Below are 25,803 nucleotides of genomic sequence, written 5' to 3' on the forward strand. Positions count from 1 at the left end.
TGTGATGTCTCCTGGGTCAGAACCAGCTGGGGTTCATGTCGAGAGTGGTCCGGTCTCCGCTGGCCAACAGATCGAGTTGCGGGCCGACCTTGGGTACCTCGTGGGTGTAGAAGTAGCGGGCTGCCATGCGCTTTCCGTTATAGAAGTCACCACTCTTACCCTCGGTGGCGATGAGCTGTTCGAGCCACATCCACGCGATGACCGTGTGTCCGAACGCCTCCAAATAAACCGACGAGTTTGCCAGCGCGGCCGCCGCGTCACCGGCCGCCCACAAGGCGGCGGTGATGTCGACGACCCGGTTCCAGACGGTGTCGAGGGCGTCGGCGTAACCGGTGGCGTCGCCACCGAGAGACCGAGCCCGCGCGACGGTGGCAGCGATCTTCGATCCGACTAACCGCAGCCCGGCACCGTCTTGCATGATGACCTTGCGGCCCAGCAGATCCAGCCCCTGGATCCCGTGCGTGCCCTCGTGGATCGGATTCAATCGGTTGTCGCGGTAGTACTGTTCGACGTCGTAGTCGCGGGTGTAGCCGTAACCGCCGTGCACCTGGATCGCGAGGCTGTTCGCCTCGAGGCACCACTGCGATGGCCAGCTCTTCGCGATGGGAGTCAGCACGTCGAGAAGCAACGTCGCCTGGTCGCCGGTGGCCGCATCGTCGGCCGTGTCGTGTTCGTCCACCAACCGCGAGCAGTAGAGGCCGAGCGCGAGCGCGCCCTCGACGTAGGACTTCTGCGCCAGCAGCATGCGGCGGACATCGGCGTGTTCGATGATCGGCACCGGCGGCGAGGAGGGGTCCTTGGCTCCGAGAGGGCGGCCCTGGGTCCGCACCGTCGCGTACTCGAGCGACTTGCGGTATCCCACGTAGCCGAGGGCGATCGCGAGGAACCCGACACTGATCCGAGCCTCGTTCATCATGTGGAACATGTAGGACAGGCCGCGGTGTTCTTCGCCGACCAGGAAGCCGACTGCCCCGGCATCGCCTGCGGGGGTGTGGGTACCGTCACCGAAGACGAGCAGGGTGTTGGTGGTGCCGCGGTTGCCCATCTTGTGGTTGAGACCCGCCAGCGTCACATCGTTACGGTCGCCGAGCCCGCCGTCGGAGCCGGGGAGATATTTGGGCACGATGAACAGTGAGATGCCCTTGACGCCGGGGCCGCCGCCCGGGGTCTTGGCCAGGACCAGGTGCACGATGTTCTCGCTGAGTTCATGATCGCCACCGGAGATCCACATCTTCGTTCCGGTGACCCGGTAGCTGCCGTCGTCCTGGCGGACCGCGCGGGTGGTGATGTCCGCCAATGATGATCCGGCCTGCGGCTCGGACAGGCACATGGTGCCGAACCAGCGGCCCTCGAGCATCGGACGGACGTAGTCGTCGATCTGCTGCTCGGTGCCGTACTTGGCGAGCAAATTTGCGTTGGCGGTCGTCAGGAACGGATAGGACGAGGTGCTGGCGTTAGCCGCCTGGAACCAGGCCATCGCCGCTCGCGCCACCGTGGTGGGCAGCTGCATCCCGCCGACGCTCTCGTCGAATGATCCGGCGATCAAACCGGCCGCCGCGTAAGCGTCGAGCGCCGTCTTGACCTCCGGGATCATCTCGACGGTGCCGTCCGGGCGCATGGTCGGCTCGTGCGCGTCGGCCTTCTTGTTGTGGGTGGCGAAATGCCTGTGCGCGAGGTCCGCACTGAGGTCGAGCACCGCGTCGAAGGTGTCCTTCGAATGTTCGGCGAAGCGTTTACGCGAGGTCAACGCGACCACGTCGAGCCACTCGTAGAGCAGGAAATCGAGATCGCGGCGAGAAAGTACATCAGTCATGAGAATCAGTTCCGTTCAAAGGTGAGCTCGCTCAGATGGAGATGCCGCCGTCGACCGGGAGGACGACGCCGGTGACGTAGCCGGCTTCCTCCGACGCGAGGAAGCAGATGGCGTCGGCCATCTCGGCGGGATCGGCGAACCGCGAGATCGGACCGGTGACCTCGGCGATCTTCTCCTTCGGAATGGAGGCGGTCATCCGGGTCGCAGCGTTCGGAGAGATCGCATTCACGGTGACCCCGAAAGCAGCGAGCTCTTTCGCGGCGGTCTTGGTGAACCCGATGATCCCGGCCTTCGCGGTGGCGTAGTTGGCCTGCCCGCGGTTGCCGTGCAGCCCGGTGTAGGAGGTGATGTTGACGACCCGCCCAAATTCCTGGCTCCGGAAATGCGGAACACAGGCCCTCGTGAACCGAAACGTGCCGCCTGCGTGGACATTCAGGACCTGGTCCCAGTCCTCGTCGGTCAGCTTCCACAGCACCTTGTCGCGCAGGATCCCGGCATTGTTGATCAGAATATCCACCCGCCCGGTCTCGGCGATCACGGTAGAGACAACGTTCTCGACGTCACCGGTATCGCTGACGTCGGCGGGGATACCGATGGCTCCGATTTCGCGGGCGGCCTTGTCGAGTTCGTCCTTGTCGAAGTCCACCATGAACACTGTCGCCTTGGCCTCGGCGAAGTGGCGGGCCAGGGCCTGGCCGATGCCGCGGGCGGCGCCGGTGACGATGACGGATTTGCCGGTGAAGTCGTACGTGATGTTGCCCATCGTGTTTCCTGTCTTTCTTCTCAGCTGAGGCGTTCGAGGACCATGGCCATGCCCATACCGCCGCCGACGCACATGGTTTCGACGCCGAACTGCTTGTCGCTGGACTGCAGGTTGTTCAGCAGGGTCGCGGTGATCCGGGCACCGGTCATGCCGAACGGGTGGCCGAGGGCGATCGCACCGCCCGAGACGTTCAGCTTGTCCTCGTCGATGCCGAGTTCCCGCGCCGACCCCAGCACCTGCACGGCGAACGCCTCGTTGATCTCGAACAGGTCGATGTCGGAGATCCCCATCCCGGCGATGGCCAGGGCCCGCTTGGTGGCCTCGATCGGGCCCAACCCCATGATTTCCGGCGAGAGCCCGGACACCCCGGTGGACACGATCCGCGCGAGCGGGGTCAACCCCAGTTCCTTGGCCTTGGTGTCGGACATGATCACCAGGGCGGCGGCACCGTCGTTGAGCGGGCACGCGTTGCCGGCGGTCACGGTGCCGTCCGGCCGGAACACCGGCTTCAGCTGCGACACGGCCTCGTAGGTGGTGCCGGCGCGGGGGCCGTCGTCCTTCGATACGACGGTGCCGTCGGGCAGGGTGACCGGGGTGATCTCCCGCTCGAAGAAACCACTGTTGATGGCCGCCTCCGCCCGGTTCTGTGAGCGCACCGCCCACCGGTCCTGCTCCTCGCGGGTGATGCCGGTGATCTGGGCGACGTTCTCGGCGGTCTGGCCCATCGCGATGTAGGTGTCCGGGACCAGTCCCTCCTGCCGGGGGTCGACCCACTGCTGGCCGCCCTGCGCGAGCTTCTCGGTGCGGGACTGGGCGTCGGCGTAGAGCGGGTTCTGGGTGTCGGGCAGCGAGTCGGCGCTGCCCGCGGTGAACCGGGACACCGTCTCTACACCGGCGGAAATGAACACATCCCCCTCGCCGGCCTTGATCGCGTGCAGCGCCATCCGGGTGGTCTGCAAAGACGAGGAACAGTACCGGGTGATGGTGGTGCCGGGAATGAAGTCGTAGCCCAACTGGACGGCGACGTTGCGGCCCATGTTGAAGCCCTGCTCACCGCCGGGCAGCCCGCAACCCAGAAGCAGGTCGTTAATGTCGGTGGGATCGAGGGCGGGCACCTTGTCGAGCGCCGCCTGCACCATCTGCGCGGCCAGGTCGTCCGGGCGCATGCCCTTGAGCGATCCCTTCATGGCGCGACCGATCGGCGAACGGGCAATGGAAACGATGACAGCCTCGGGCATGAGGAACTCCTGGGTGCGGGTCGTATGGCGACGTGATGGGAAAGCCTTGTAGCAAAAAATATGCAAACGCATATTTACTATGCGTCTGCATATACTGACCGTGTCGGAGGAGACATGTCAACCCCCGCCAACCGAGAGGCAACAGCGTGACGGACGCACCACCAACCGGAGCGGTCAGCGAACTGGGTACCTCGAAAGCCGCTGCGCGGATACGCGCCGCGGCCATCGAGGTGTTCGCCGCAAAGGGGTACGGCGCCGCCACTACCCGGGAGATCGCCGCCAGCCTCGACATGAGCCCAGGAGCCGTATACCCCCACTACAAGACCAAGGAATCCCTTCTCTACGCCATCAGCCTCGAGGGCCACCATTCGGTACTGGCGGCCATCACCGCCGCCGATAGTCCCGACGTCGCGGCGCCCGAACGGCTGACGTCGACCGTGACGGCCTACGTGATCTGGCACGCGGACAACCGCGCCAGCGCCCGAGTCGCGCAGTACGAACTACGTTCGCTCTCGCCTGTGCACTTCGCAATCATTGCGGACATCCGCCGGTCCACCACGAAGGTGTTCAAGCGGATCGTCGAAGCCGGCGCAACGGCAGGCGACTTTCACCCCTTCGACATCGAGGCCGCCGCGCTGGCGATCACGTCCCTCGGCGTCGATGTCAGCAGGTGGTTCCCCTCCCGCGCCTACTCCGACCCACGCATTATCGCGGCTCGCTACGTCGAACTTGCCCTTCGAATGGTCGGGTGCGCCGACCGGCAACCCCTCGACAAGCCTTCTTGACACGTGCTGCTGGACTGCAGGATTCGAGAATGGCTGTCACCGAAGTTGGCGAGAGCTGCGCCGGAGAGCAGCCCCGCGGTGGCGTCCGCCAACCGCTCCTTCATCTCCGTCATCGCCGGCGGGTTCGGCAATGCGGCTGGACCGGTTCAGCAGATTGTCGTTGCCTGAGTGCCAACGTGCTGGCACCGCCGATCATTGACATGAAAGTGATCGTTCTCTATCGTTGGCCTCACTCTCGATCCGCGCAAACGGTTCAACGGAACGTTCATCCTCAACCCGTCCACCCCGAACGCGGTCACAGGTACGAGCGAGCTGTCACTAATCGAGGACGGCACCACTGACATGATCTCCTTCGGCGGACTGTTCCTGGCTGACCCCGACCCCCCGCCTCACCACCAGTGGACCGTTCAACACCCCGGACCACGCCACCTTCTTCGGCGGCGACGAGCGCGGCTACACCGACCAAGGACGTCCGTGACCGAAGACACCGCTCGTAGGCCACCGGTGACACGCCGGGGCATCCGCACCCGCCAAGCCCTTGTCGACGCTGCGCGGGTCATCTTCGAGCGCGACGGCTATCTCGCCGCTCGGCTGACCGACATCACCGCCGAAGCCAGCTGCTCCACCGGGACCTTCTACACGTACTTCAACGACAAGGAGGGGATCTTCGCCGCTGTCATGGAAGCGACGAAGAACGAGATGCTCCACCCCGGGATGGAGCACGTCGATGGGGTCGATGACCCGGCCGCGATCATCGAGGCGAGCAATCGTGCCTATTTCGAGAGTTACCGCCGCAACGCGAAGCTCATGCAGCTGCTCGAGCAGGTGGCGAACATCGATCCCAATGTCCGGGAGTTGCGGCAGGCTCGCAGCCGGGTCTTCATCGAACGCAACGCTTCTGGGATCAAGGATCTCCAGGCGCGAGGTCTTGCCGATCCCGACCTCGATTCCGTGATGGCCTCGCGCGCGCTCTCCGGTATGACGAGCAGGATTGCGTTCTCCACCTTCGTGCTCAACGAAAGAGTCGACTTCGAGGAGCTCGTCTACACTGCGACGCGGCTGTGGTGCAATGGGTTGCGCATCGAGCATCACCCCTCCAGGCGGGAAGCCACCGACAAGAGCTGACAGCCATTCGCCTCGGGAGTGCGTCGAGTTGGTTGGCGCCTACGTGCTGGCCTAGGAGGAATGGACGAACTCACGCACGTCGTCGTGCTCCTCGGTGAATGCAAGCCCCACGGTGCTCCCGCCTTCCACACCGGGTGGTGGGCGGACAGTCTTTGGTAGCGTGTTCGGCAGTTGTGAGATCTCGGGCGTTCCCCACGACCGGGATGACGCGGGTTGATCTCGGACGCAAAAACGCGCTCGCCGCGCGCAATACGCCGTTGACACGGCGCAGTTCGGCACCAGCCCATCGCAGGAAATTCCAGCAAGAGTCGGGCGACTTCGCCGCTTACCTGCAAGTTTCTGTGCACAGAAGAGATGACTGCTACGCCTGCGTCGGGATACTCCTTTCGCGCCGCGGCAGGAACCAGGCGATGGCGAGTGCTCCCAACGCCGCGAGTCCAGCCGCCGCGAAAGCAAGGCGCAAACCAGTTGCGGTGGTGTACTCGTGGCCGCCCACCGCCACCACATTCTGCGCGAGGAGCACGGCGGCGACAGCACTGGCGGTGGAGGTACCGATCGACCGCATCAAGGTGTTCAAGCCGTTGGCGGCACCAGTCTCATGCTCTGGAACCGAGTGGATGATCAGTGTCGGCAGCGCCGCATACGCGAAACCGATCCCGACCCCTATGAAGCAGCCGACGAGCACGATGTGCCACACCTGCGTCATCAACACTAGTGCCACACCATATCCGGCCGCGATCGTCGCAGCGCCGATGATCAGACTGGTGCGGGGCCCGCGGGCCTCGGAGACCCGTGCGGCGAGCGGCGAGACGGCCATCATGATCAGACCGGTCGGGACCATGCACAAGCTCGCCACCACCATCGACTGCCCCAGCCCGACCCCAGTGACGGCGGGCATCTCGAGCAGTTGCGGCAGCACCACCGACGACGCGAACAGGCCGAAACCGACAGCGATCGAGGCGAGGTTCGTCAGCAGCACCGGACGACGGATGCTGACGCGTAGATCGACGAGCGGACTAAGTGAGCGCCATTGGTATCGCCCCCAGACCACCAGCACGAGTGGTCCTCCCAGGGCGCAGACGAGGGTCGGCGCGGCGGTCCAGCCCCAATCACTGCCCTTGGAGACCGCCAGCAGCAGTCCCGTGAGCCCGACGGCCAAGCCGAGTGCCCCCGCAACGTCGAAGCGCATGTCCCGATGCCGTGGACCCGCCGGCACGATCACCCACAGCGCACCCGCACCGAGGACGCTGAGCGCTCCCGACATCCAGAACAACATGTGCCAGTTGTAATGCTGTGTAGCGAACGCCGACAGCGGCATTCCCACGGCCGCACCCACTCCCAGTGTGGAGCTCATCAACGCAACGGACCGGCCCAGTCGCTCGGGCGGGATGGTATCGCGCAGCATGCCGATTCCCAGCGAAATCATGCCCAGGCCGGCACCCTGGAAGGCTCGACCCACGATCATCGGGATAAGGGTGGTAGTCACTGCCGCCAGTAGCGAGCCGACCAAGATCGCGCCGAGCAGGACGAGCGCCACCCTCTTCTTACCGAATATGTCGCCGAGGCGTCCCGAGATCGGGGTGAAGACGGCGCCCGCCAGGAGCGTGGCGGTAACGATCCACGACGCATTGGAAGGGCTCGTCGAGAGCAACCGCGGAAGTTCGGGAACGAGTGGGACCATCAGCGTCTGCATGAACGAGCAGACCACGCCGCATCCGGCGAGCGTCGCCGTGATGAGAGCAGGGCTACGGGTACTACCGGTGACAGGCGGAGCAAGTACGTTCACGGACATCAATCACGACCATTTCGCATCAACTAATTAGCACATGCATCTGTCTTTCCGCTCATCAACACCTGTCGCACTGAGAGGCGAAGGCAGTCCCACACTCGTCACTGCCTTTGTTGTTCTCCTCGTTCGACGGTCGAAGACAGATGCGTCCTTCGCCCCACGCACGAAGGGTGTGTAGAAGTCATAAGTCGACCGAAGATGCAGGCACGGACCGCATGACTTGGGAGTTCTTGATCGTCGATGCTGCTCTCCTGATCGAGAGCAGAGCAACGAAACCGAAGAAGCAGGAAGCAGTGATAAAGAATCCAGGGGATACAGCGCTACCGGTTTCTCGGATCAGCCATGTGGATACGTAGGCCGCCGTTCCGCCGGTCACGAGATTCGCGAAGTTATTGGCCAGAGCGACACCGGTTACTCGTGTGCGCGAGTCGAATAGAGATGGCAAGACGGCCGATGCTGCTACGACCACTATCGCCATTGCCAGTCCAAACACCAGGAAGGAACCGATCGCAACAGTTCGACTTCCCGTCGCTGTCAGGTGGAGAACCGGGAAGACCAAAACGATGCACGCGATAATCCCACCTGTATAGGCCTTGAGCGCCCCGATACGGTCGGTGATCAACCCGTACACTGGCATCAGGATAGTAATGCAGGCAATAATGCCTGCTGAGATCCATGCAACTTCGCTGGTCCCCAGATCATTTTCCCTCACGAGATGTATACCGAGGTAGGTGAAAATCATATACAGGCAGGCGCTGGCGGGGATCGAAATACCGAGAGATTGAAGGACTCTCACGGTCTGTGTCTTGAGTAATGTCAGAAGTGGAGAGTTCTCCACCGCGCCATCCTGAATAGACTTTTCGTGCTCGGAACTATCGTCGATTTTGCTTCTAGCCCATAGACAGATCGCAAGAAGGGGAACGCCCAACAGGAACGGGATGCGCCAACCCCACGACGCCATCTGCGACGCGGACAGCAGGCTCGACACCGAACCAACGCAGATTGCAGCTAGCGCAAAACCCCCAGTTACACCCAGGAAGACGAAGGATGCCGCCAACCCTTTCCGCTTCGGTCCTGTTATCTCGTAGGCATACGTCATGGCGCCGCCGAATTCGCCGCCGGCCGAGAATCCCTGAGCGAGACGGGCAAGCACGAGCAGAATGGGCGCGACAATGCCTGCGGTCTCATACGTCGGAAGAAAGGCCATCAAGAGACTTGATGCTCCCATAAGCAGCACGGACAGCAGCAGCACCGTCTTCCGCCCGCTGCGGTCGCCTATTCGACCGAAGAAGATGCCGCCGAGAGGACGCATGAGGTAGGCCGACGCAAAAACGGCCAGGCTGGCCAACAATGCAGCAGTCGGATCACTTCCGGGGAAAAACAACGGAGCCACTGCCACTGCAAGATAGGCGTACACGGTGAAGTCGTAGTACTCGACGATTGTTCCCGTGGACGCGGCGGCCAGGCCGCGTATTTTTCGTCTTTTCGCTACTTCGTCCGTTTCAGGTACGTTGTGCCGGTTCGTCATTCGTCTTTCTCACTCTGCGTTGGCGTCTAAACATGTGTGCATAGCTGCGATCGCCCTGATTTCCGATATGCGGATTGATCCGCCCTGGATCAAGTGGAGACTTCATTCAGGCCATCTCGAGTATCGAGGCGGCGGTGGGGCGCGCTGTTCAAGATAGCGCGTGTCGTAGTCGTTCGGTGGAAATTAATCGATTGACGAATGGAGTCGGTCCGTGTTGAACAGCGGACCGACTCCATTCGGTGGTCTCCCACTCAACCTCGACGGCTAGCATCCGAGCGATTCCTCAAACCTGTTGAGGTGAATCGGAAATCAGTTTTCTGCAGGTGAACAGTGCTTGGCCGAGAACGCCGCTGACCAACGGCGTGGTCTTGGCAGTCATCACTCACCAGCCCATAACCCGAGTCAAATTCCGGCTCGAGAGGCGATGTCGCACGCCTTTGCCACGAGCGCGTCGATACGCTCCACCGTCGGCGTTCCTGCTGCTGCTTTGTTCTGCGGTTCGTCGCGCGCTCGGCGCATGACACCCTCGGCGATGACCGCAACCTTCCACAGGCCGAGCGCATGCCAAAATCCGAGGTCCTTCGGATCGCGCCCGGTCTCGTCGAAATACACCTGGGCGATCTCGGCCCGGTCGGGAAAGCCGTCGAGGGTGGAAGCGGGCAATTCACCACCGAACGTCTCCCCGGGCTCGGGCCAGTATGCGAGCAGACTGCCGAGATCGGCGAGGGGATCGCCCAGGGTGCACAACTCCCAGTCGAGTGCCGCGGTGACTTCGCCGGTGTCGGTGGACGTGATCACGTTGCTCAGGTGAAAGTCTCCGTGCACCAACGTCAGCTCGTGTTGTTCGGGGACCGACTCGACGAGCCGACGCGTCAAATCGTCGAGGGCGGGCAACTCGCGGGTCTTCGACTTCTCCCACTGCCCCGCCCACCGTTTCAGCTGACGCTGCGCATACGGCTTGTGGCTGGCCAGATCGATCAGCCCGGTCTGCTCGAGGTCGACCGCATGGATCTTCGCAAGCGTGCGGGGCAGAGACAGGCCGATCGATCGCCTCCGCTCGGGTGTCAGGGCCTGCGCCACCGATGTCCGGTCGACCACCTGCCCCTCGACGAATTCCATCAGCAGCAGCGGCACGTCGGAGACCGCCGGGTCGTCGGTGAAGCCGAACACCCGCGGGGTCGGCACCGCGGTGTCCTGCAGTGCGGAGAGTATTCGGGCCTCACGGGCCACGTCGTGTGCCGACGCAAGGAGGTGCCCCAGCGGTGGGCGCCGCAGCACCCACCGCCCACCGACGCTGTCGCGAACGAGGTAGGTGAGGTTCGACTGACCGAGACCGATCCGGTCGAAAGTCAGTGTGCCCGTGTAATCGACGCCCGTGGTGTGCAACCATCGGGCCACGGCGGCGGTGTCGATTCCGACGATACCCACGCTAGACACCGAGCTGGACCTCCTGCCGGAACGGGAGAACGTCACCGAGCACCTGCCCACCGTCGATGACCAGAGTTTCGCCGGTGATCCAGCTGGCGGCGTCGGAGACGAGGAACGCGACCGCCGAGCCGATGTCCTCGGGTTCACCGATCCGCCCGAGGGCCGTCGAGGCGGACACCGCCGACTCGTGTTCCTTCCACAGTGCCTCGGCGAGCTTGGTCCGCACCACGCCGGGGGCGACGGCGTTGACCCGAACCTTCGGTGAAAGTTCCAGTGCCAGTTGTTTCGTGAGGTGAATGAGCGCCGCCTTCGACGCGTTGTACACGCCGATGTTCGCCTCGGCCGCCATCCCGCCGATCGAGGCGGTGTTGACGACGGCGCCGCCGTGCTCACCCATCCATGCCTTCGTGGCGAGCCCAGTCCACAGCACCGGCGCCCACACGTTTATATCGAAGGTCTTGGTGAAGCGCTCGTGGTCCTGGTCGATGGTCGGACCGTACGCACGGTTGGTGCCCGCGTTGTTGACGAGGATGTCCACGCTGCCGAACCGCTCGAGGGTCAGATCGATGCACCGCCGGGCCGCGTCCTCGTCGACGGCATGGGCGGCGACGCCGATCGCGGTTCCTCCGACCGTTGCTGCGGCGGCGTCGGCCGAGTCCTGCGAGCGAGAGGTGAGCACCACGTTCGCGCCGGCGGCGGCGATGGCCTGGGCGGCCGCGAGGCCGATGCCCCGGGAGGCGCCGGCAACAATGGCGGTGCGTCCGGTGAGGTCGAGTCCGGGCATGTCAGCTCACCGCAACCTTGTGGCCGTTGGTCGAGGACGCCGGCGCCGAATCGCGGTACCGGCGGAGTTCCTGGCGCGCGATGGACCGCTTGTGGACCTCGTCCGGGCCGTCCGCCAGACGCAGTGTGCGCTGGTGCGCCCAGGCCATGGCGAGCGGGAAGTCGTCGGTGACCCCGGCGCCGCCGTGCACCTGGATCGCCCGATCGATGATCTTCAGCGCAACGTTCGGCCCCACCACCTTGATCGCCGAGATCTCGGTGCGCGCCTCCTTGTTCCCGACCGTGTCCATGAGGTGAGCCGCCTTGAACGTGAGCAATCGGATCATCTCGATCTCGATCCGGGCCTCGGCAATCCAATCCTGAATATTGGCGTTCTCGCTGACCGGTTTCCCGAACGTCACCCGCGACGACGCCCGCCGGCACATCAGCTCGAGCGCCCGCTCGGCCATCCCGATCGACCGCATGCAGTGGTGGATACGGCCCGGTCCCAGTCGCGCCTGCGAGATCGCGAAACCCTCGCCCTCACCTTTCAGCACATCCTTGGCCGGAACCCGGACGTCGGCGAAGTCGATCTCCGCGTGCCCTTCTCGGTCCTGGTAACCGAACACCGGCAGACCCCGCATCACCGTGACTCCGGGCGCATCGATCGGGACGACCATCATCGACTGCTGCCGGTGCGGGGCCGCCGACGGATCGGTCTTACCCATCACGATGAGCACCTTACAGTTGCGGTGCAACGCGTTGGAGGCGAACCACTTCCGGCCGTTGAGAACATACTCGTCGCCGTCGCGGACCATCGAGAGTTCGACGTTGGTGGCGTCGGAACTTGCCACCGCAGGCTCGGTCATCGCGAATGCCGAGGCCATCGTCCCGTCGAGCAGCGGCTTGAGGTACTTCTCCTTGTGCTCCTCGGTGCCGAAGAGTTCGAGCACTTCCATGTTCCCGGTGTCGGGTGCGTTGCAGTTACACGCCTCCGGGGCGATGTGGCTGCGGCCCATGATCTCCGCCAACGGGGCGTACTCGAGGTTCGTCAGCCCCGGCCCGGAGTCGGGATGGGGGTGGAAGAGGTTCCACAACCCGCGGCTACGCGCCTCCGCCTTCAACTCCTCGAGGATCGGCGGCTGGAAGTGCGGATCGCCCGATTCGCGCATCTGCTCTTCGTACACCGCCTCCGCGGGATACACGTGGGAGTCCATGAACTCCAGTAGATCGGCCTGGTACTTCTTCGCGCGGTCAGAGATGTCGAACAGGGACACGGGAACTCCTTGTAGGTAGGGAGGGAAAGGTGGGTGTGCGCTTGTCGAGGTGGCTCTGTACACCCTCAACGAGGTCTTCGCCTCGGAAGGAGTCGAACATCAGACCTTCCGCGCGGGACACGGAGTCGGCGTAGGTGCCGTCCGCGTCGGTCTGTAGTTGTTGTTTGATCACGGCCATCGAGGTCGGTGAGCACTGCGTGGCCAGCTGCTGGGCGTACGACATCGCCGCGGCGAGCACGTTTCCGTCGGTGATCAGGTGATCGACGAGTCCGATCCGCAGCGCTTCCTCTGCGTCGACCATCCGACTCGACAGCAGCAGATCCGCGGCGCGGCTCCGTCCGACCAACCGTGGCAGCAGCCAGGAGATGCCGTATTCGGCGATCAGCCCACGCTGAGCGAAGGCGGTGGTGAAACACGCAGCCGGTGAGGCGAACCGGACATCACAATAGAGCGCCTCGACCATGCCGAGCCCTGCCGCGACGCCGTTGACCGCACCGATGAGCGGCTTGCGGAGCTGCAGCGGCACGTCACGCGGCCGACGATCCAGCAGGTCTGTGGCATCACCCACCGTCTGCAGATCCGTCAGGTCGGCACCGGCACAGAACCCGCGGCCTGCCCCCGTCACGACGACAGCACGCACGTCCGGGTCGTCTTCGGCGGCGTCGAGGAGATCGAAATAACGGTCCTCGAGTTCGTTCGTCCAGGCGTTGAGTTTCGACGGCCGGTTGAACGTCAGAACCAGCACCTGTCCGCGGCGCTCGGCGAGCACGAAATCCTCGTGCGCGCCCGTCATGCGTGTTCCAGCAGCGAGCTCTGGTAGCGGCGCATCCCGCGCAGCCAGCGGTCGTAGTCGGAACTCTTCTGCCGGTACATGGTGAGGACGCTCTCGTGGGGCAAGATCAGGAACGTTTCGCGATCGACGGCGTCGAGCACAATGTCGGCGACTTCCGACGGCTGGAGCACGTCTCCCGCAGAGATCACGGCCCGGGTGGCCGCAACGCCGAGCGGGTCCCCCGAGTCTTCACCCGAGCGCATCAACGTGGTCTCCACTCCCATCGGGCAGAGGCAGCTCACCTGGACTCCTCGGTCGCCGTACGTCACGGACAGCCATTCGGCGAACGCGACAGCCGCATGTTTGGTGACCGAGTAGGTGGCGGAGCCGATCTGGGTGAGCAAGCCCGCTGCAGACGCCGTCGTGACGAAGTAGCCCTCGCCGCGCTCAATCCACGTGGGCACCAACTGCTGGGCGGCGCGGATGTGGGCGCGGATATTGACATCGAAGGCCCGATCCCAGTCGGCGTCGTCGGCGTCGAGGCCCGGCGCTCCCCCGATGCCGGCGTTGGCGAAGTAGAGGTCGACCGGACCCAAGTCGGTCTCTGCCCGCTCGATGACGCGCCGAATCTGCTCGGAATCTGCGATATCCGCACCTTCCGCGAGAGCCGATCCGGGGTGCCGTTCATTGATGCGGTCCGCAACCTCGGTGGCTGCTTTCGGGTCGAGATCGGCCACCAACACCTTGGCACCCTGTTCGGCGAGACGTTCGGCGATCGCTCCGCCGATCCCGTTTCCACCGCCGGTCACGATGGCGACCTTCCGTGCAACCTTCACGAGGCTCCCTCTCCTTCGCCGTGCATTGTGACTCGCGTCCCTTTTTTGTATAGTCGAATCTGGCGTCAAGTTCAAGTGCAAGGCTTGCAATATTGGTGTGATAGTTATCGTTCTCTATCGTAGCGGCGAATGGCAACAATGGAAGGGCAGGCGCGTCTCGCACAGGCAGCCAGCACCGCCGAGGCTCCTGTCTTTTCGAAGTCGCGCTGCGAGCGCGGACGCTGCGAGGCGATCTACATCACCGGTCGCCCGGGCCGAGCAGGTCGGTACACCTGTCCTCGTGAAGCCTGCACCACATCGCATGACCGGCGCAGCACAAGGACGGACTGGTCAATGCCTGACTTCCTGTGGCCGCCAAGACGGATTCATCTCGTCCCGTCGACAGTTCCTGGCAATCCGTCTCGTGGCGGATCGGGTCGTCGGAGCGCCCCCCGCCGGGTCGGCCGTGGGGTGGTTGGAGTGAGGACGCACGGGCCCGGCCGGGCTCAGGCACGAATGAAAGGACGCCATGCTCTCGACACGGTTCACCGAGGAATTCGGGATCGAGCACCCCATCGTGTGCGGTGGAATGACCGCCGTCGGCACCGCCGACCTGATCGCGCCGGTGGCCAACGCCGGAGCCCTCGGGTTCCTCACGGCGCTGACCCAACCGACTCCCGAGGCGCTGGCCAAGGAGATCGCGCGCTGCCGAACCATGACCGACCGCCCGTTCGGCGTCAACCTCACGATCCTCCCGACGCTCACCCCCGTGCCCTACGACGAGTACCGCGAGGTGATCGTCGGCCTGTCCTTCGAGACCATGTAACTGATCACGAGTTCGCGGGGACGTAGGTCGTCCTTATTCTCGGGTTCGATCCCGAGCATCAGGTGGTGCCCCCACACCGCTTTGTTCCAGGTGATGATCTCTGCGTCGACGGCCTTCTGCAGAAGCCAATGTCCGGCGAGATAGTAGCCGTCGCGGTCGGGGTGAACGCCGAGGACCGCGAGATCCTGGGCGTGGAGGTGACCTCGTCCAAGGACGGTGCCGGCTGGCTGGCGTTCTTCCGATCGACGAACTCGCCCGCTCGGCGATCAGCATGCTCACCGATCGCGTCGCCGATTCGGGAAGCTGTACCCGCACAAGCGCTTTCCGCCTCCCGTGAGATCGATGCGGCGCTCGGTAGCCAGAGATGTCGAACCGCCGGTCTACCACGTTCGCCGACCCACCGGCCGACCCCGATCGCACATCGAATGGCGTACCGGCCGGTGACCGTCACGTCGGCGATCGTCCGACAGTCGTCGAATAGGCAGTCCGGAGGCTCCACAAGACGAGCTGGTCGCAACCGTGCCGGCGGCGCGGTTCGAACGACACCGGCGTGAGGGCTCGAGTTTCGACATGATTCTCGAGATGATGTCGCGGTGGATACCGCAGCCCTGACAGATGTCGGTGAACGTCTCGATTCGTTTGTCGATGAGGTGTTCTCGTCGCTCACGCGCAAGGATCAGCGGACGACAGCAGCGGTGTACGCACGCGGATTGATGCTCGACGGGCGCCGCAAGTCGACGAAGCCGATGGCCGAGCGCCTGGGGTGTTTGGGGTGGCTGGCGCGCGCTCCGGCCTGGCTGGCGCGGCGCCAGTTCGATCGGTGCCAGCCATGCACGAGGGCGTGTTCGACCGGACAGGCGACGCGGCCCAAACAATCGCCGGATTTCGTTGACTGTCAGCGGTATTAGATCTCGGGCACCGACTGGAGATCCCCCTTGTTGAGCGCCGCGGCGCAGGATCGTCAGGAAGGCAGCCGAGGTCATCGACAAAGTGATGTGCCGGTACCAGGCCGAGTACGCACGCATCTGGTAGTGATCGAGTCCGGTCTCGTTCTTGGTGGTTCGGAAGCACTCCTCGATCGCCCAGAACGCGGTGAACCCCACTGACCACTCCAGCACCTCTGACTGCACATTGGATCACTTACCACAACGGTCCCGGTCGCAAACTGTCGTTGCAGTACTAAATACCGAGCCGCCGCACCCGTCCCGTCGTCGTTCTCTGCAGACCATGACCCGTTACTCCAGCACGGCAGCACCGGCACCGCCTCGCGGCCGTGGCGACGATGGGGCCCTTGAACAGGTACCTACCTAGGTATATACCCGCGTGTGCCGCAGCAGGCCCAGCGGGCATGCTCGAGCCCAGAGCGCAATGTGGTTTTGCACACTTTTCCGCCCGTCTGATAGAAGGAGCACACCAATGCCGCTGTGGCAGTTGTTCACCCCGGAGAACGCCTGCACCGTTGAAGGAACCATTTGAATTTTTGGCCCGCCGCCGCCTGAGTCGGCCGTCGAGCGGCGCTGGTTCGAGGAGAACCGGAGCTCGTCGTACAGCGCCGAAGAACTGATCGTGGCGACTGCCTGAATAGGCAATCCACAAGAACCTACTGGAATGGAGAAGCCGATGCGTGAAGATATCGAGTTCGACGCTGAGGGAGTGACGCTGCGGGGCTGGTTCTACAGACCTGACGACGCGTCCGGAGAGGTGCCGTGCATCATCTTGACGCACGGGTTCTCGTGTACCAAGGAAATGGGTCTCGAACCCTACGCCGAGGCGTTCAGCGCCGCGGGGTTCGCTTGCGTGGTCTATGACCACCGGGGGTTCGGTGCCTCGGACACGGCTCCGGGCAAGCCGCGGCAGGAGATCGACCCGTGGGACCAGATCCACGACTGCCAGCACGCGATCACCTACGCGCAGGGCCGGCCCGAGGTCGACGCCTCGCGGATCGGGGTGTGGGGTTCGAGCTACTCGGGCGGGAACGCGTTCGTGGTCGCGGCGATCGATCGCCGCGTGAAGGCCGTGTGCGGTCAGGTGCCTGGGGTCTCGATGCGGCGCGCCTTCGAGGCGAACGTTCCGAAGGAGTTCTGGCAGGCCGCGTGGGACGGGCAGGCCGCCGATCGCCTTGCGCGAGCCCGAGGAGAGGCACCGGCGATGATTCCGGTGGTCACCGCGGACCCGACGCAGCCGGCAGCCCTGCCGACGCCCGATGCCTACGCGTTCTTCTCTGCCTACGAGGGGACCGCGTGGCGCAACGAAGTGACGATGCGCTCGTTGGAGCTGAACTACGAGCCAGGCCAGTTTCTCAAGTTCGTCGCTCCTACCCCGCTGCTGATGGTGGTTGCCGAGGACGACAACGTTGTGACGCCGGCCGAGTGGGCCAAGGAGGCGTTCGAGACCGCGGCCGAACCCAAACGTCTCGTCTCGATCCCCGGCGGCCACTTCGACGTATACACCGGTCACCCCTTCGAGCTCTCCTCGGGCGCGGCACGCGACTGGTTCCTCGAACACCTGGCGCAGAAGGTCGCCCCAGCATCGGTCTGACATCAGGGGTCTACCCCGCTGCGGTCCTGGCAATAAGCGGGTACGGAGCGGGACTACGGCTGGGAAACGATCATCAGCGAGTTGCCGGCCGATCCGGAAGATCAACGGGTTCTCCCCGCCGCCGTTCCGCTCGTCGCGGAGGTGCTGTGGCAGTAGGAAACAACCCAAGCGCTGCGACGGCAACTACATCGGTGCATGAGGCCCTCGACAAGATGCCCAGCGTCTTGCGATGTCGCGGCGAGCGCGGTCGGCATCCCGAATTACAAGGTTTCGTCCGATCTGGGCGTGGCCACCACAAGTGTGAGCACTCGTTTCACAATCAAAAGGAGAAATAGTCATGCCGTTTTGGAGAATCCACCACCCTGTTGGGGCCTACACCGACCAGGACAAGGAGGACTTCGCGAAGGCCATCACAGCTCGTTACGCGGCAGAAATGCCGGCCTTCTACTGCGACGTGTTCTTCTACGAGGTGGAGAAGAGGAACGCGTTCAGGGGTGGCGAGGCCGTCGACAACTTTGTTCGCCTCCAGGTGGAACACATCGCACGAGCGATAGACGGCAAGGTGATGCAGGAGTTCATCATGGACATGCTGACCGAGACCATCAGGCCTTGGCTCGACGGCCGGGGACACGACTGGGAAATAAGCATCGGGGAGATGCCGGCCGAGCTGTGGAGGGTCGACGGGCTCACCCCGCCGCCGTTCCGCTCACCGGCGGAGAAGCGGTGGATGAAGGACAACAAATCATCCCCGTACGACTGGACCGAAATGGTCGGTCTCAGCGCGGATGGCCAGATCGTGGGGTTGGTCGATCCCAGGGGCTGAATACCTAGCGACCCACAGTCTGACCAACGCTCCGTAATCCCGGCCCGGGTCTTCTGTGCCACCCAGAGACCCGGGCCGTCGGCCCGTTCGAGCAACTGCAGAAGGCGAGAACCGATGCCTTACGTGCCCCTCAACCCGGCCACCGGTAGGCAACCGCTCACGACCGAGACCACCAAGGATGCCGACCTGGCCGTAACTGGTGCGCTTGCGTGGTCGTGGTCGTGGCCGATGTTCGAGTGTGAGGCGAAAGTTGGACCCGATCAACATTTTCCGGCTCCGCGCATGCTCGTTACGGGCGGCTCATCGGACATCGCATGGTCGATAGCCCGGACGTTTGCGCTGGCGGGGGCATGACACAGTTGGCAATAAAATGATAGGGATCGCTCTCTATTGTAGAGGTGATCACATGGAGAGGCAGAAATCACACATGCACGTACTCGAAGTCGCCAACGATCCCGGCGAGGCGTTTACTCGCGCACTACACGCTGCGACCCTGTGCGAGGCGTTCCAGATCACCGCAGCCGCGCGGGCCGACCAAGTCGCTCTGCGCACTGTCGACGGAGGCGTCTCACTGACGTTCGCCGCACTCTCGGAGAGAGTCCGACGCCTGACGGCCGGCTTGGCGGCGCTGGGTGTTCGGCGCGGCGACACCGTCGGTATCATGCTCACGAATCGGCCGGAGTTTCACATCGTCGACCTGGCCGCCATGCACCTCGGTGCCCTGCCGTTCTCGATCTACAACACGTCCGCACACAATCAGATCGAATATCTGTTCGGTGATGCCGGAAACCGGATCGTGATCACCGAGCGAGCGTTCGTCGACCGCCTCGTGGCCGTGCGCGATGGCGGCACCCCGCTCGACCTGATCGTCGTGGTCGACGGCGCACCGGAGGGGACGCTCAGCCTCGAGGACGTGGAAGCAGCGGGCGACCCGGACTTCGATTTCAACGCAACGTGGTCGGCGGTCGCTCCTGATGACCTCCTGACACTCATCTACACCTCAGGCACCACAGGCCCACCCAAGGGTGTAGAACTCACTCACCACAACCTGATGAGTCAAGTTCGCGCGCTCCAGCAGGCAATGCCCACCACACCGGGCGGTCGCTTCGTCTCCTTCCTTCCCTCCGCGCACATCGGTGATCGGTGGGGTGCGCACTATTGCGCTCTGATGATCTGGGGATTCACAGTCACGCCACATCCGGTCGGCGGCGAGATACTGGACGTCGTGGAGCAGGTGCGTCCGACGGTGTTCCAGCCGGTGCCCCGTATCTGGGAGAAGGCCAAGGCCAAAGTGGAGGCTCAGCTCGAGGCCGACCCCAACTGGGCACGGCGCGCACTGCTGCGCTGGGCCATCGACATCGGGATCAAGAAGGCACAGGCCGCACGCGACAACCGTTCCCTCGGCAAGATCTTCGACATTCAGGCATCGGTCGCGGCCGCGCTCATCGGCGACAGGTTTCGTCGAATGCTGGGCTTGGAGAAAATAGACTGGGTCCTGTCTGGATCGGCCCCGACTCCCCGCGACGTGTTCGCGTTCTTCTCGGCAATCGGTATTCCCATCTGCGAAGTGTGGGGCATGAGCGAAACGTCCCTTGCCATCACCGTCAATCCGCGCGACGCCATCCGGGAGGGCACGGTGGGGCTACCCCTGCCCGGAATCGAGGTGAAAGTCGCCGAGGACGGGGAGCTGCTCGTCCGTGGGGCGACCGTCATGCGTGGCTACCGGAACAAGCCCGACCAGACCGCCGAGGCGATCGATAAAGACGGGTGGCTCCATACCGGTGACATCGGGACGGTCGACGAGGACGGCTACGTGCGGATCGTCGATCGCAAGAAGGAGATCATCATCAATGCGGCCGGTAAGAACATGTCCCCGGCGAATATCGAGTCACGGTTGCGGTCGAGCAGCCCGTTGATCGGGCAGGTCGCCTGTATCGGTGACGGACGGCTATACAACGTCGCGTTGATCACCCTCGACCCCGACGCGGCTGCCGGGAGATCGGCAAGCGATCCCGCCGTTATCGCCGAGGTTGCAGCCGGGGTCGATCTTGCGAACTCTCAACTTTCCAGGGTGGAGCAGATCAAGAAGTTCAGGGTGGTCGAGGATTACTGGCTGCCCGGAAGTGACGTGCTCACACCCACGATGAAGATCAAACGCAGGAATATCACGACAAAGTACGCCACTCAGATCGACGACCTCTACTCGACATAAACGTGCCCGGCACGAGGGGCGACGCTGAACGCACGAACACCCGTCGACGAACGAGTCGTGCCGGTGGTGACTTCCAACCCGAGAAGGGCAGTTTCGTTCTGCCGTTCCACCCCCGGTGGCCCTTCACCATCCTGTCCGACGGGCACTGTGACGCAACATCAAAGCGGTGTGTACTCAGGTCCCCGCGATATGCGAAAGGACTGGGCCCCTTGCTTTTTGAGTGTGATAGAGATTACTCTCATCCATAGCGCTGGCCGGCAGACCACGGCCGCCAAGGCAACCAAACCCGAACCTCTGGAGGACACATGACCATCGACGCTCACCCCACTGCGGTCGCACCGCCAATTCGCGCGACGGTGTACGTCGGAAGGTGGCCCGAATTTCCCAGCCCGTTCCCGGGGCCGGAAACCGGTACCTTCCCGCCCTGCACGTCCACCATCGTGAGCGGTCCTACCGAAGTAGTACTCATCGATGCCCAATATCTCAAAGAGGACGTCCGGGACCTCGGCGATCTGATCGAGCGCACCGGAAAAACACTCACCACGATCTACGTCACCCATGCACATCCCGACCACTACCTCGGGATCGGCCCGCTGATGGAACGGTTCCCCGATGCGAAATGCATTGCGCTGCCGCACATCGTGGAGGCCATGAAAGAGAATCAAGAGGAGTACGCCGAACAGTTTGGACAGATGTTCGGCGACACGGTCGTGACAGGTAACGCTCTTCCCGACCCGTTCGACGGTGACACGTTCTTCGTCGACGGCTCGCCGCTGAAGATCATCGAGGTGGAACAAGCCGACATCAGCCCCACCACGATCGTGCACATACCGGCCATCGACGCTGTTGTGGCCGGCGACGCGATCTACAACGAGATCCACCCCATGCTCGGGTTGTCGACAGCCGACGAATGGCCGGACTGGCTCGGAACCGTCGACGTCGTGGAGAACCTAAAGCCGCGAATGATCGTCGCCGGACACCGTCGACCCGACGGCGACGACTACGCAGTCGACACGATGATTCAACAAACCCGTTCCTACATCAAAGAATTCGCGGCCGCGTACAATGTAGCGAAGGATGCTCGAGACCTCATCGGCATCGTGTCGGCGAAGTTCCCGCACCACGGCAACGTATGGACCCTGACGTTCTCGGCCTTCAGTGCGATAGAGATGCGAACCACGGCTGGCGCGCCCTCCGGCCAACAGTCGCCCAGCTGACCCCTCGTCGACGCTCAAAGGTTCGAAACTCCTTCGAGACGGACCGCGAGATCGGCAGCGTGAAGCCTGTCCGTGCGCTTGTTGTGGACGGCAGTGACGACCCGGACGGTGCGGCGCGGGTGCACACCGCGCCGCACCGTCCGGGCCCCGACGCAGACGACCGGGGACTCCGCGCCGATGAGGAGTTCATTCTCCATCCATTCGCTCGCAACCGACGCATCAACTACACAGTTCACAGCGAACCGGGACTCTACAAGTCCCTTGACGGACCAACGGTCCGATTCAACATCGAGGCGCGCCGTTCCGCCGGAACGGTCCCGGGTCCCGACCCTTTGTGACGGACCGACCGCCGTTTTTTTGAGCGGCGCATTGCTCGCCTATCCCCGTACAGGGCTGTGGTGTCGCAAGGCTCGCGCATTGCCGCCAGGTCGGCGCTGTCGCGCTGGCGACCATCATTGGGAACGGGATCGGCGACGGTGAGCGATGAGCCGGCAGTGCCGGAATCTCATAGACCAGTAGGAACCTGAACTCCTGCAACCTGTGCCCGGTGGACAGGGCCGGCTCGCCGATCGCGGCGTTGCGCGCCAATTCCCGACCCCGAAACGCGGCATCCGGCTGGCCGTCCGGGTCGAGACCGCGCAGCGCGTTGAGGAATACCGCGGTGAAAGTCGGCTCGAGGTACTTGATATTCACGGCCCAGTCGTCTGTTCGCGTTCGCCGAAAAGCCGAGTGGGCAAACTCACCACAAGAGAGCGAGCCATCTCTCTCTTGTGGTGGCAGAATGGCCTACATCGTGTTCGACGCCGAGAAGCGCATCGGGATTTCCGAACCATCACGTCGCTTTCGACCTCGAGTCGCCCCGAAACCAGGAGGAACGAATGTCCATCGCGTCAGATGCGGTACGTACTGCGCAGGTTCTCGGCCGCTCCTTCAGCGTCGGCAAGCTCACCGTGCCCAACCGCATCGTCATGGCTCCGCTGACACGGTTCTTCTCCCCAGACGGAGTTCCCGGCCACGACGTGGCGCAGTACTACGCACGCCGGGCCGCCGCGAATGTCGGCCTGATCATCACCGAGGGGACTTTGGTCCAGCACCCCTCGTCGGGCTCCAGCGACCGGGTCCCGCGTTTCTGGGGCGAAGAATCGCTCGCTGGCTGGCGCGGTGTCGCATCGGCCGTCCACGAGGCCGGCGGAAAGATCATTCCGCAGCTCTGGCATGTCGGCTCCACGCGTACCGAGGGGGTCGGGCCCGTCCGTACGGCGCCGCCCGTCGGACCCTCCGGCCTCGCCCTCGATGGCTTGCCGGCGGGGGTTGCCCTCAGCACCGCCGATATCGACGATGTCATCGGCGCTTTCGCGACCGGCGCTGCCGCCGCGCAGGAGCTCGGCTTCGACGGCGTCGAATTGCACGGTGCCCATGGCTACCTCGTCGATCAATTCCTCTGGGGACGGACGAATCAGCGTACGGATTCCTACGGCGGTGACCTCGCCTCCCGGGTCCGCTTCGCCGCCGAGGTCGTCGCGGCCGTCCGGGAATCCATCGCGCCTGACTTCCCGGTCTTCTTCCGACTGTCGCAGTGGAAGACCGGGCAGTACGACGCCCGTCTTGCCGAGACACCCGCGGAATTGGAGGCGATCCTAACACCTCTCTCCGACGCAGGTGTCGACGTCTTCCATGCGTCCACTCGACGGTACTGGATTCCGGAGTTCGAAGGCAGCAACCTCAACCTGGCTGGCTGGGCCAAGAACGTCACCGGGAGGGCTTCCGTCACAGTCGGATCCGTCGGTCTCGACAAGGAGTTCGTGGGTCCGGCTGGAAGTCCGGACCGGTCAGCCGTTACGAGTATCGAAGAACTTCTCGACCGTGCCGAACGTGATGAATTCGACCTCGTCGCGGTAGGACGTGCCCTGATCGCCGACCCCGAGTGGGCCCGCAAGGCGCTCGACGGGCGGCTCGAAGACGCCGAACCGTACGACGCGGCACTCCTCGAGACCCTTCACTGAGGTGATTTCCGAACGCTCGGATGCGGTCTCCAGTCCGTGCATCACCTGTGAGAGTGCACAATGGCACCTAGGCCAGTTCATCCGAGACTGCGTCCGGGATGGTGTACACCACCGACCCAGCGGATAGAACGAAATAGTCGCCGTACCGCCGACGAAGTACGACGGCTTGTCGGCCGCTTCAACATCGCCATCGTGAGGTGCGGGCAGGCGACGCGGCGGCCCGACAGACAGGCTCGGCACTTGTGGCACAAGGTGTCATAAGTGAAGGCCACGCGGGTGCCTTCCGCCAACGGTTGCCATTGGAATCCTCGATGACGCCGTCACCAAGTGCGGCGACAACTCCGACCATCTCGTGTCCGAGAACGGTCGGCAGCTCGCCGCCGAGCCCCGGGTCACGAACGTGCCGTGCCACGCGTGCAGATCCGAACCACAGATGTTGGCGCGCGTGACCTTGATGAGAATCTCCCCCGGCCCTACGTCGGCCAGACTCACCTCCTCGATCGTGAATGGCTTGCCGGGACCGTCGAAACGGGCGATACGCCCTTCATACATCTTATTTCGCTTCTGATGCACGCGAATTCGTGCGCGCCTGCTCGGCCGAGGCGCCGCGGCGGCCGACGCGGCGCGGTGCGCACGAATCCGCGAGAGCGCCCCTCGGCAAACTCGGCTAGTGAGGTGGCAACAACGCGAGCAAAATTGCCGTGCTGCACATCATGTGGTCGATGGCGAAGATCCTCGGTCCAAGCGGCATCTCCGTCAACGCGGTCAGTCCAGGACCGGTAAATACCGAGATGTGGACACAACTCGCGGCACAGTCAGGCTCTGCGCGGGCTGCGCGAAACGCTCGCGCACGGGAGTACCCGATGCAGCGGTTCGCGGAGCCCGATGAGGTGGGGCGCGAACGGTTGCATTTTTGACAGCTGGTGAAAATCGATATCTGACCGGACTGTCCGTGGACGTCGCAGGCGGGGCGCATCTCGGCATGGACACCTGACAGGGCACCGCCATAACCTTGCTTCCGTGCAAGTCGCAGTGTGGACGCAACCCACGTGGGGACCGCATCCAGTGGGTGCGGTCCTCATTCAGGTCGCCGCACAACCCCCTGTGCTTACAGCAGAATCCGCCGCTGGACAGGAGGTTTTACTTAAGCATCAACTGCGGAATCGATTGGGCCGAAGTCCATCACAAGTTTCCCCCGTCGACGAGAACGGCCCCGTCGTCCTCCGGAAACGCATCGGCACCGGCACGGCAGGGTTGACCGCGCTGCTGGAGATAATCGCCGAGAGCGGAGGCCCACCGGACACCACCCCTATCGCGATCGAAACCGACAAGAATCTCCTCGTCGTGGCCCTCGCGGAAGCAGGATTCCCCGTATAGCCGTGCGGTGGCGCTACCGCGAACGCCACGGACAGGCCGGCGGCAAGTCCGATCCGGGTGACGCCGCGATCCTGGCGAATATTCTGCGCACCGACCGAGCGATGCACCGGCCGACGCCGGCGATCAGCGAACACGGCCGGGCGATCAAGGCCCTCGCCCGTCAGCACCAGGAGGCGATCTGGGCCCTGCATCAAACCATCAGCCGACTACGCTCTGTGCTTTTGGAGTTCTATCCTGCTGCACTGCAAGCATTTCGGAGTTTGAAGCACCGCGCCGCCGTTGCGGTGCTTCCCGCGGAGTCCACCCCGGCATCGGGTCGTACCCTGACTAGACGCAAAGTAGTGACGCTCCTGCATCACAGGAGCCGGCGCAACGACCCGAACCTGGTCGAGCGGATCCTGCGGGAGTTGAAAACGCCCGCGCTCCGGCAGCCGCCGCAGGTCGAGGAGGCACTCGGTCACCGGCCTGCTCGCCGTCATCGCCTCGATGCAGCAGTCCGTGGACAGCCTCGAGGAAGCCTTGTGTAGCGAATTCGACAGCCACCCCCTCGGGCCGATCGCACTACGTCAAGGCGCGAAAGGTCCGCAACAAGCGACTCGGCGACGCCTGCCACTGGTGGGCGTTCGTAACCCTCACCAAATCAGCGGGCGCACGGGCCGACTATGACAAGCGACGAGCCCCGAGCCGCCGGCGACCACCACAACGCCGCGAT

The 25,803-nt window shown here is 63.8% G+C and carries 21 protein-coding genes and 6 pseudogenes; 13 read left to right on the top strand and 14 right to left on the bottom strand.

Annotated elements, in window-relative coordinates:
* Positions 1–16: 16 nt before the first annotated feature.
* The 3 genes from JQT59_RS32125 to JQT59_RS32135 are packed head-to-tail and all read right to left on the bottom strand — an operon-like array spanning position 17 to position 3,814.
* Entirely contained in the window at positions 17–1,813 is a 1,797-nt protein-coding gene (locus tag JQT59_RS32125; protein WP_213573439.1) for an acyl-CoA dehydrogenase, read from the bottom strand.
* A gap of 31 nt (positions 1,814–1,844) precedes the next feature.
* Positions 1,845–2,576 (bottom strand): SDR family NAD(P)-dependent oxidoreductase, encoded by a 732-nt coding sequence (locus JQT59_RS32130; RefSeq protein ID WP_213573440.1) that lies wholly within the window; start codon positions 2,574–2,576, stop codon positions 1,845–1,847.
* 20 nt (positions 2,577–2,596) lie between these two features.
* On the bottom strand, positions 2,597–3,814 hold the full coding sequence (locus JQT59_RS32135; RefSeq protein WP_213573441.1) for an acetyl-CoA C-acetyltransferase: 1,218 nt from the start codon (positions 3,812–3,814) through the stop codon (positions 2,597–2,599).
* A 146-nt stretch (positions 3,815–3,960) separates the two neighbouring features.
* Here JQT59_RS32135 and JQT59_RS32140 point away from each other — a divergent pair, with 146 nt between their 5' ends.
* Positions 3,961–4,599, top strand: a complete 639-nt coding sequence (locus tag JQT59_RS32140) for a TetR/AcrR family transcriptional regulator (protein ID WP_213573442.1) — start codon at positions 3,961–3,963, stop codon at positions 4,597–4,599.
* A 474-nt stretch (positions 4,600–5,073) separates the two neighbouring features.
* On the top strand, positions 5,074–5,724 hold the full coding sequence (locus JQT59_RS32145) for a TetR/AcrR family transcriptional regulator (RefSeq protein ID WP_213573443.1): 651 nt from the start codon (positions 5,074–5,076) through the stop codon (positions 5,722–5,724).
* A 361-nt stretch (positions 5,725–6,085) separates the two neighbouring features.
* On the opposite strand, the gene JQT59_RS32150 is transcribed toward JQT59_RS32145, so the two are convergent.
* From JQT59_RS32150 to JQT59_RS32180, 8 genes and pseudogenes are all read right to left on the bottom strand, one after another.
* The gene (locus JQT59_RS32150; protein WP_213573444.1) at positions 6,086–7,516 is read right to left on the bottom strand and encodes an MFS transporter; all 1,431 of its coding nucleotides are present in this window, start codon (positions 7,514–7,516) and stop codon (positions 6,086–6,088) included.
* A gap of 178 nt (positions 7,517–7,694) precedes the next feature.
* Positions 7,695–9,041: an MFS transporter gene (locus tag JQT59_RS32155; RefSeq protein WP_213573445.1), complete on the bottom strand. Its 1,347-nt coding sequence runs from the start codon at positions 9,039–9,041 to the stop codon at positions 7,695–7,697.
* Positions 9,042–9,307: 266 nt separating this feature from the next.
* A pseudogene (locus JQT59_RS38510) lies at positions 9,308–9,441 on the bottom strand (IS3 family transposase); the annotation flags it as partial.
* A gap of 2 nt (positions 9,442–9,443) precedes the next feature.
* Positions 9,444–10,478 (bottom strand): phosphotransferase family protein, encoded by a 1,035-nt coding sequence (locus tag JQT59_RS32160; protein WP_213573446.1) that lies wholly within the window; start codon positions 10,476–10,478, stop codon positions 9,444–9,446.
* Positions 10,471–11,253 carry an SDR family oxidoreductase gene (locus JQT59_RS32165; RefSeq protein WP_213573447.1) on the bottom strand — a complete coding sequence of 261 codons (783 nt, stop codon included), beginning with the start codon at positions 11,251–11,253 and terminating at the stop codon, positions 10,471–10,473. Before JQT59_RS32165 ends, JQT59_RS32160 begins: the two co-directional genes overlap by 8 nt.
* Position 11,254: 1 nt before the next feature.
* On the bottom strand, positions 11,255–12,508 hold the full coding sequence (locus JQT59_RS32170) for an acyl-CoA dehydrogenase family protein (protein WP_213573448.1): 1,254 nt from the start codon (positions 12,506–12,508) through the stop codon (positions 11,255–11,257).
* Complete coding sequence (locus JQT59_RS32175; protein ID WP_213573449.1) at positions 12,486–13,301, bottom strand: enoyl-CoA hydratase-related protein; 816 nt, start codon at positions 13,299–13,301, stop codon at positions 12,486–12,488. The genes JQT59_RS32170 and JQT59_RS32175 overlap by 23 nt, the downstream gene beginning before the upstream one ends.
* A complete protein-coding gene (locus JQT59_RS32180) occupies positions 13,298–14,116 on the bottom strand; it encodes an SDR family oxidoreductase (RefSeq protein WP_213573450.1) in 819 nt (272 codons plus the stop codon). Before JQT59_RS32180 ends, JQT59_RS32175 begins: the two co-directional genes overlap by 4 nt.
* Before the next feature lie 508 nt (positions 14,117–14,624).
* Here JQT59_RS32180 and JQT59_RS32185 point away from each other — a divergent pair.
* From JQT59_RS32185 to JQT59_RS32190, 3 pseudogenes are all read left to right on the top strand, one after another.
* Positions 14,625–14,897, top strand: a pseudogene (locus JQT59_RS32185) (nitronate monooxygenase); the annotation flags it as partial.
* A 176-nt stretch (positions 14,898–15,073) separates the two neighbouring features.
* A pseudogene (locus tag JQT59_RS37385) lies at positions 15,074–15,167 on the top strand (hypothetical protein); the annotation flags it as partial.
* Positions 15,168–15,514: 347 nt separating this feature from the next.
* A pseudogene (locus JQT59_RS32190) lies at positions 15,515–15,685 on the top strand (transposase); the annotation flags it as partial.
* A 140-nt stretch (positions 15,686–15,825) separates the two neighbouring features.
* Here JQT59_RS32190 and JQT59_RS32195 read toward each other — a convergent pair.
* Positions 15,826–16,006, bottom strand: a pseudogene (locus JQT59_RS32195) (IS701 family transposase); the annotation flags it as partial.
* A 535-nt stretch (positions 16,007–16,541) separates the two neighbouring features.
* Here JQT59_RS32195 and JQT59_RS32200 point away from each other — a divergent pair.
* From JQT59_RS32200 to JQT59_RS32215, 4 genes are all read left to right on the top strand, one after another.
* Complete coding sequence (locus JQT59_RS32200; RefSeq protein WP_213573452.1) at positions 16,542–17,459, top strand: alpha/beta hydrolase; 918 nt, start codon at positions 16,542–16,544, stop codon at positions 17,457–17,459.
* Between the two features lie 337 nt (positions 17,460–17,796).
* Positions 17,797–18,282, top strand: coding sequence for a tautomerase family protein (locus JQT59_RS32205; RefSeq protein ID WP_213573453.1), 486 nt, complete (start codon positions 17,797–17,799; stop codon positions 18,280–18,282).
* Between the two features lie 427 nt (positions 18,283–18,709).
* Complete coding sequence (locus tag JQT59_RS32210) at positions 18,710–20,494, top strand: AMP-dependent synthetase/ligase (protein ID WP_213578279.1); 1,785 nt, start codon at positions 18,710–18,712, stop codon at positions 20,492–20,494.
* Between the two features lie 305 nt (positions 20,495–20,799).
* The gene (locus JQT59_RS32215; RefSeq protein WP_213573454.1) at positions 20,800–21,711 is read left to right on the top strand and encodes an MBL fold metallo-hydrolase; all 912 of its coding nucleotides are present in this window, start codon (positions 20,800–20,802) and stop codon (positions 21,709–21,711) included.
* Positions 21,712–21,725: 14 nt separating this feature from the next.
* On the opposite strand, the gene JQT59_RS32220 is transcribed toward JQT59_RS32215, so the two are convergent.
* Positions 21,726–21,908, bottom strand: coding sequence for a hypothetical protein (locus JQT59_RS32220; RefSeq protein ID WP_213573455.1), 183 nt, complete (start codon positions 21,906–21,908; stop codon positions 21,726–21,728).
* A 681-nt stretch (positions 21,909–22,589) separates the two neighbouring features.
* Here JQT59_RS32220 and JQT59_RS37390 point away from each other — a divergent pair.
* Complete coding sequence (locus tag JQT59_RS37390) at positions 22,590–23,714, top strand: NADH:flavin oxidoreductase (protein WP_249353995.1); 1,125 nt, start codon at positions 22,590–22,592, stop codon at positions 23,712–23,714.
* A 27-nt stretch (positions 23,715–23,741) separates the two neighbouring features.
* Here the strand turns inward: JQT59_RS37390 and JQT59_RS32225 are convergent.
* A pseudogene (locus JQT59_RS32225) lies at positions 23,742–24,266 on the bottom strand (alcohol dehydrogenase catalytic domain-containing protein); the annotation flags it as partial.
* Between the two features lie 170 nt (positions 24,267–24,436).
* Here JQT59_RS32225 and JQT59_RS38515 point away from each other — a divergent pair.
* The 3 genes from JQT59_RS38515 (at position 24,437) to JQT59_RS32240 (ending at position 25,618) form a co-directional block, all read left to right on the top strand.
* A complete protein-coding gene (locus tag JQT59_RS38515) occupies positions 24,437–24,631 on the top strand; it encodes an SDR family oxidoreductase (RefSeq protein WP_213573456.1) in 195 nt (64 codons plus the stop codon).
* A 250-nt stretch (positions 24,632–24,881) separates the two neighbouring features.
* Positions 24,882–25,091: a hypothetical protein gene (locus tag JQT59_RS32235; protein ID WP_213573457.1), complete on the top strand. Its 210-nt coding sequence runs from the start codon at positions 24,882–24,884 to the stop codon at positions 25,089–25,091.
* A gap of 2 nt (positions 25,092–25,093) precedes the next feature.
* A complete protein-coding gene (locus JQT59_RS32240; RefSeq protein WP_213573458.1) occupies positions 25,094–25,618 on the top strand; it encodes an IS110 family transposase in 525 nt (174 codons plus the stop codon).
* Positions 25,619–25,803 lie beyond the last annotated feature (185 nt).

Origin of the sequence: Rhodococcus sp. USK13, from assembly GCF_018343855.1 — a bacterium.
Classification (GTDB): domain Bacteria; phylum Actinomycetota; class Actinomycetes; order Mycobacteriales; family Mycobacteriaceae; genus Rhodococcus_F; species Rhodococcus_F oxybenzonivorans.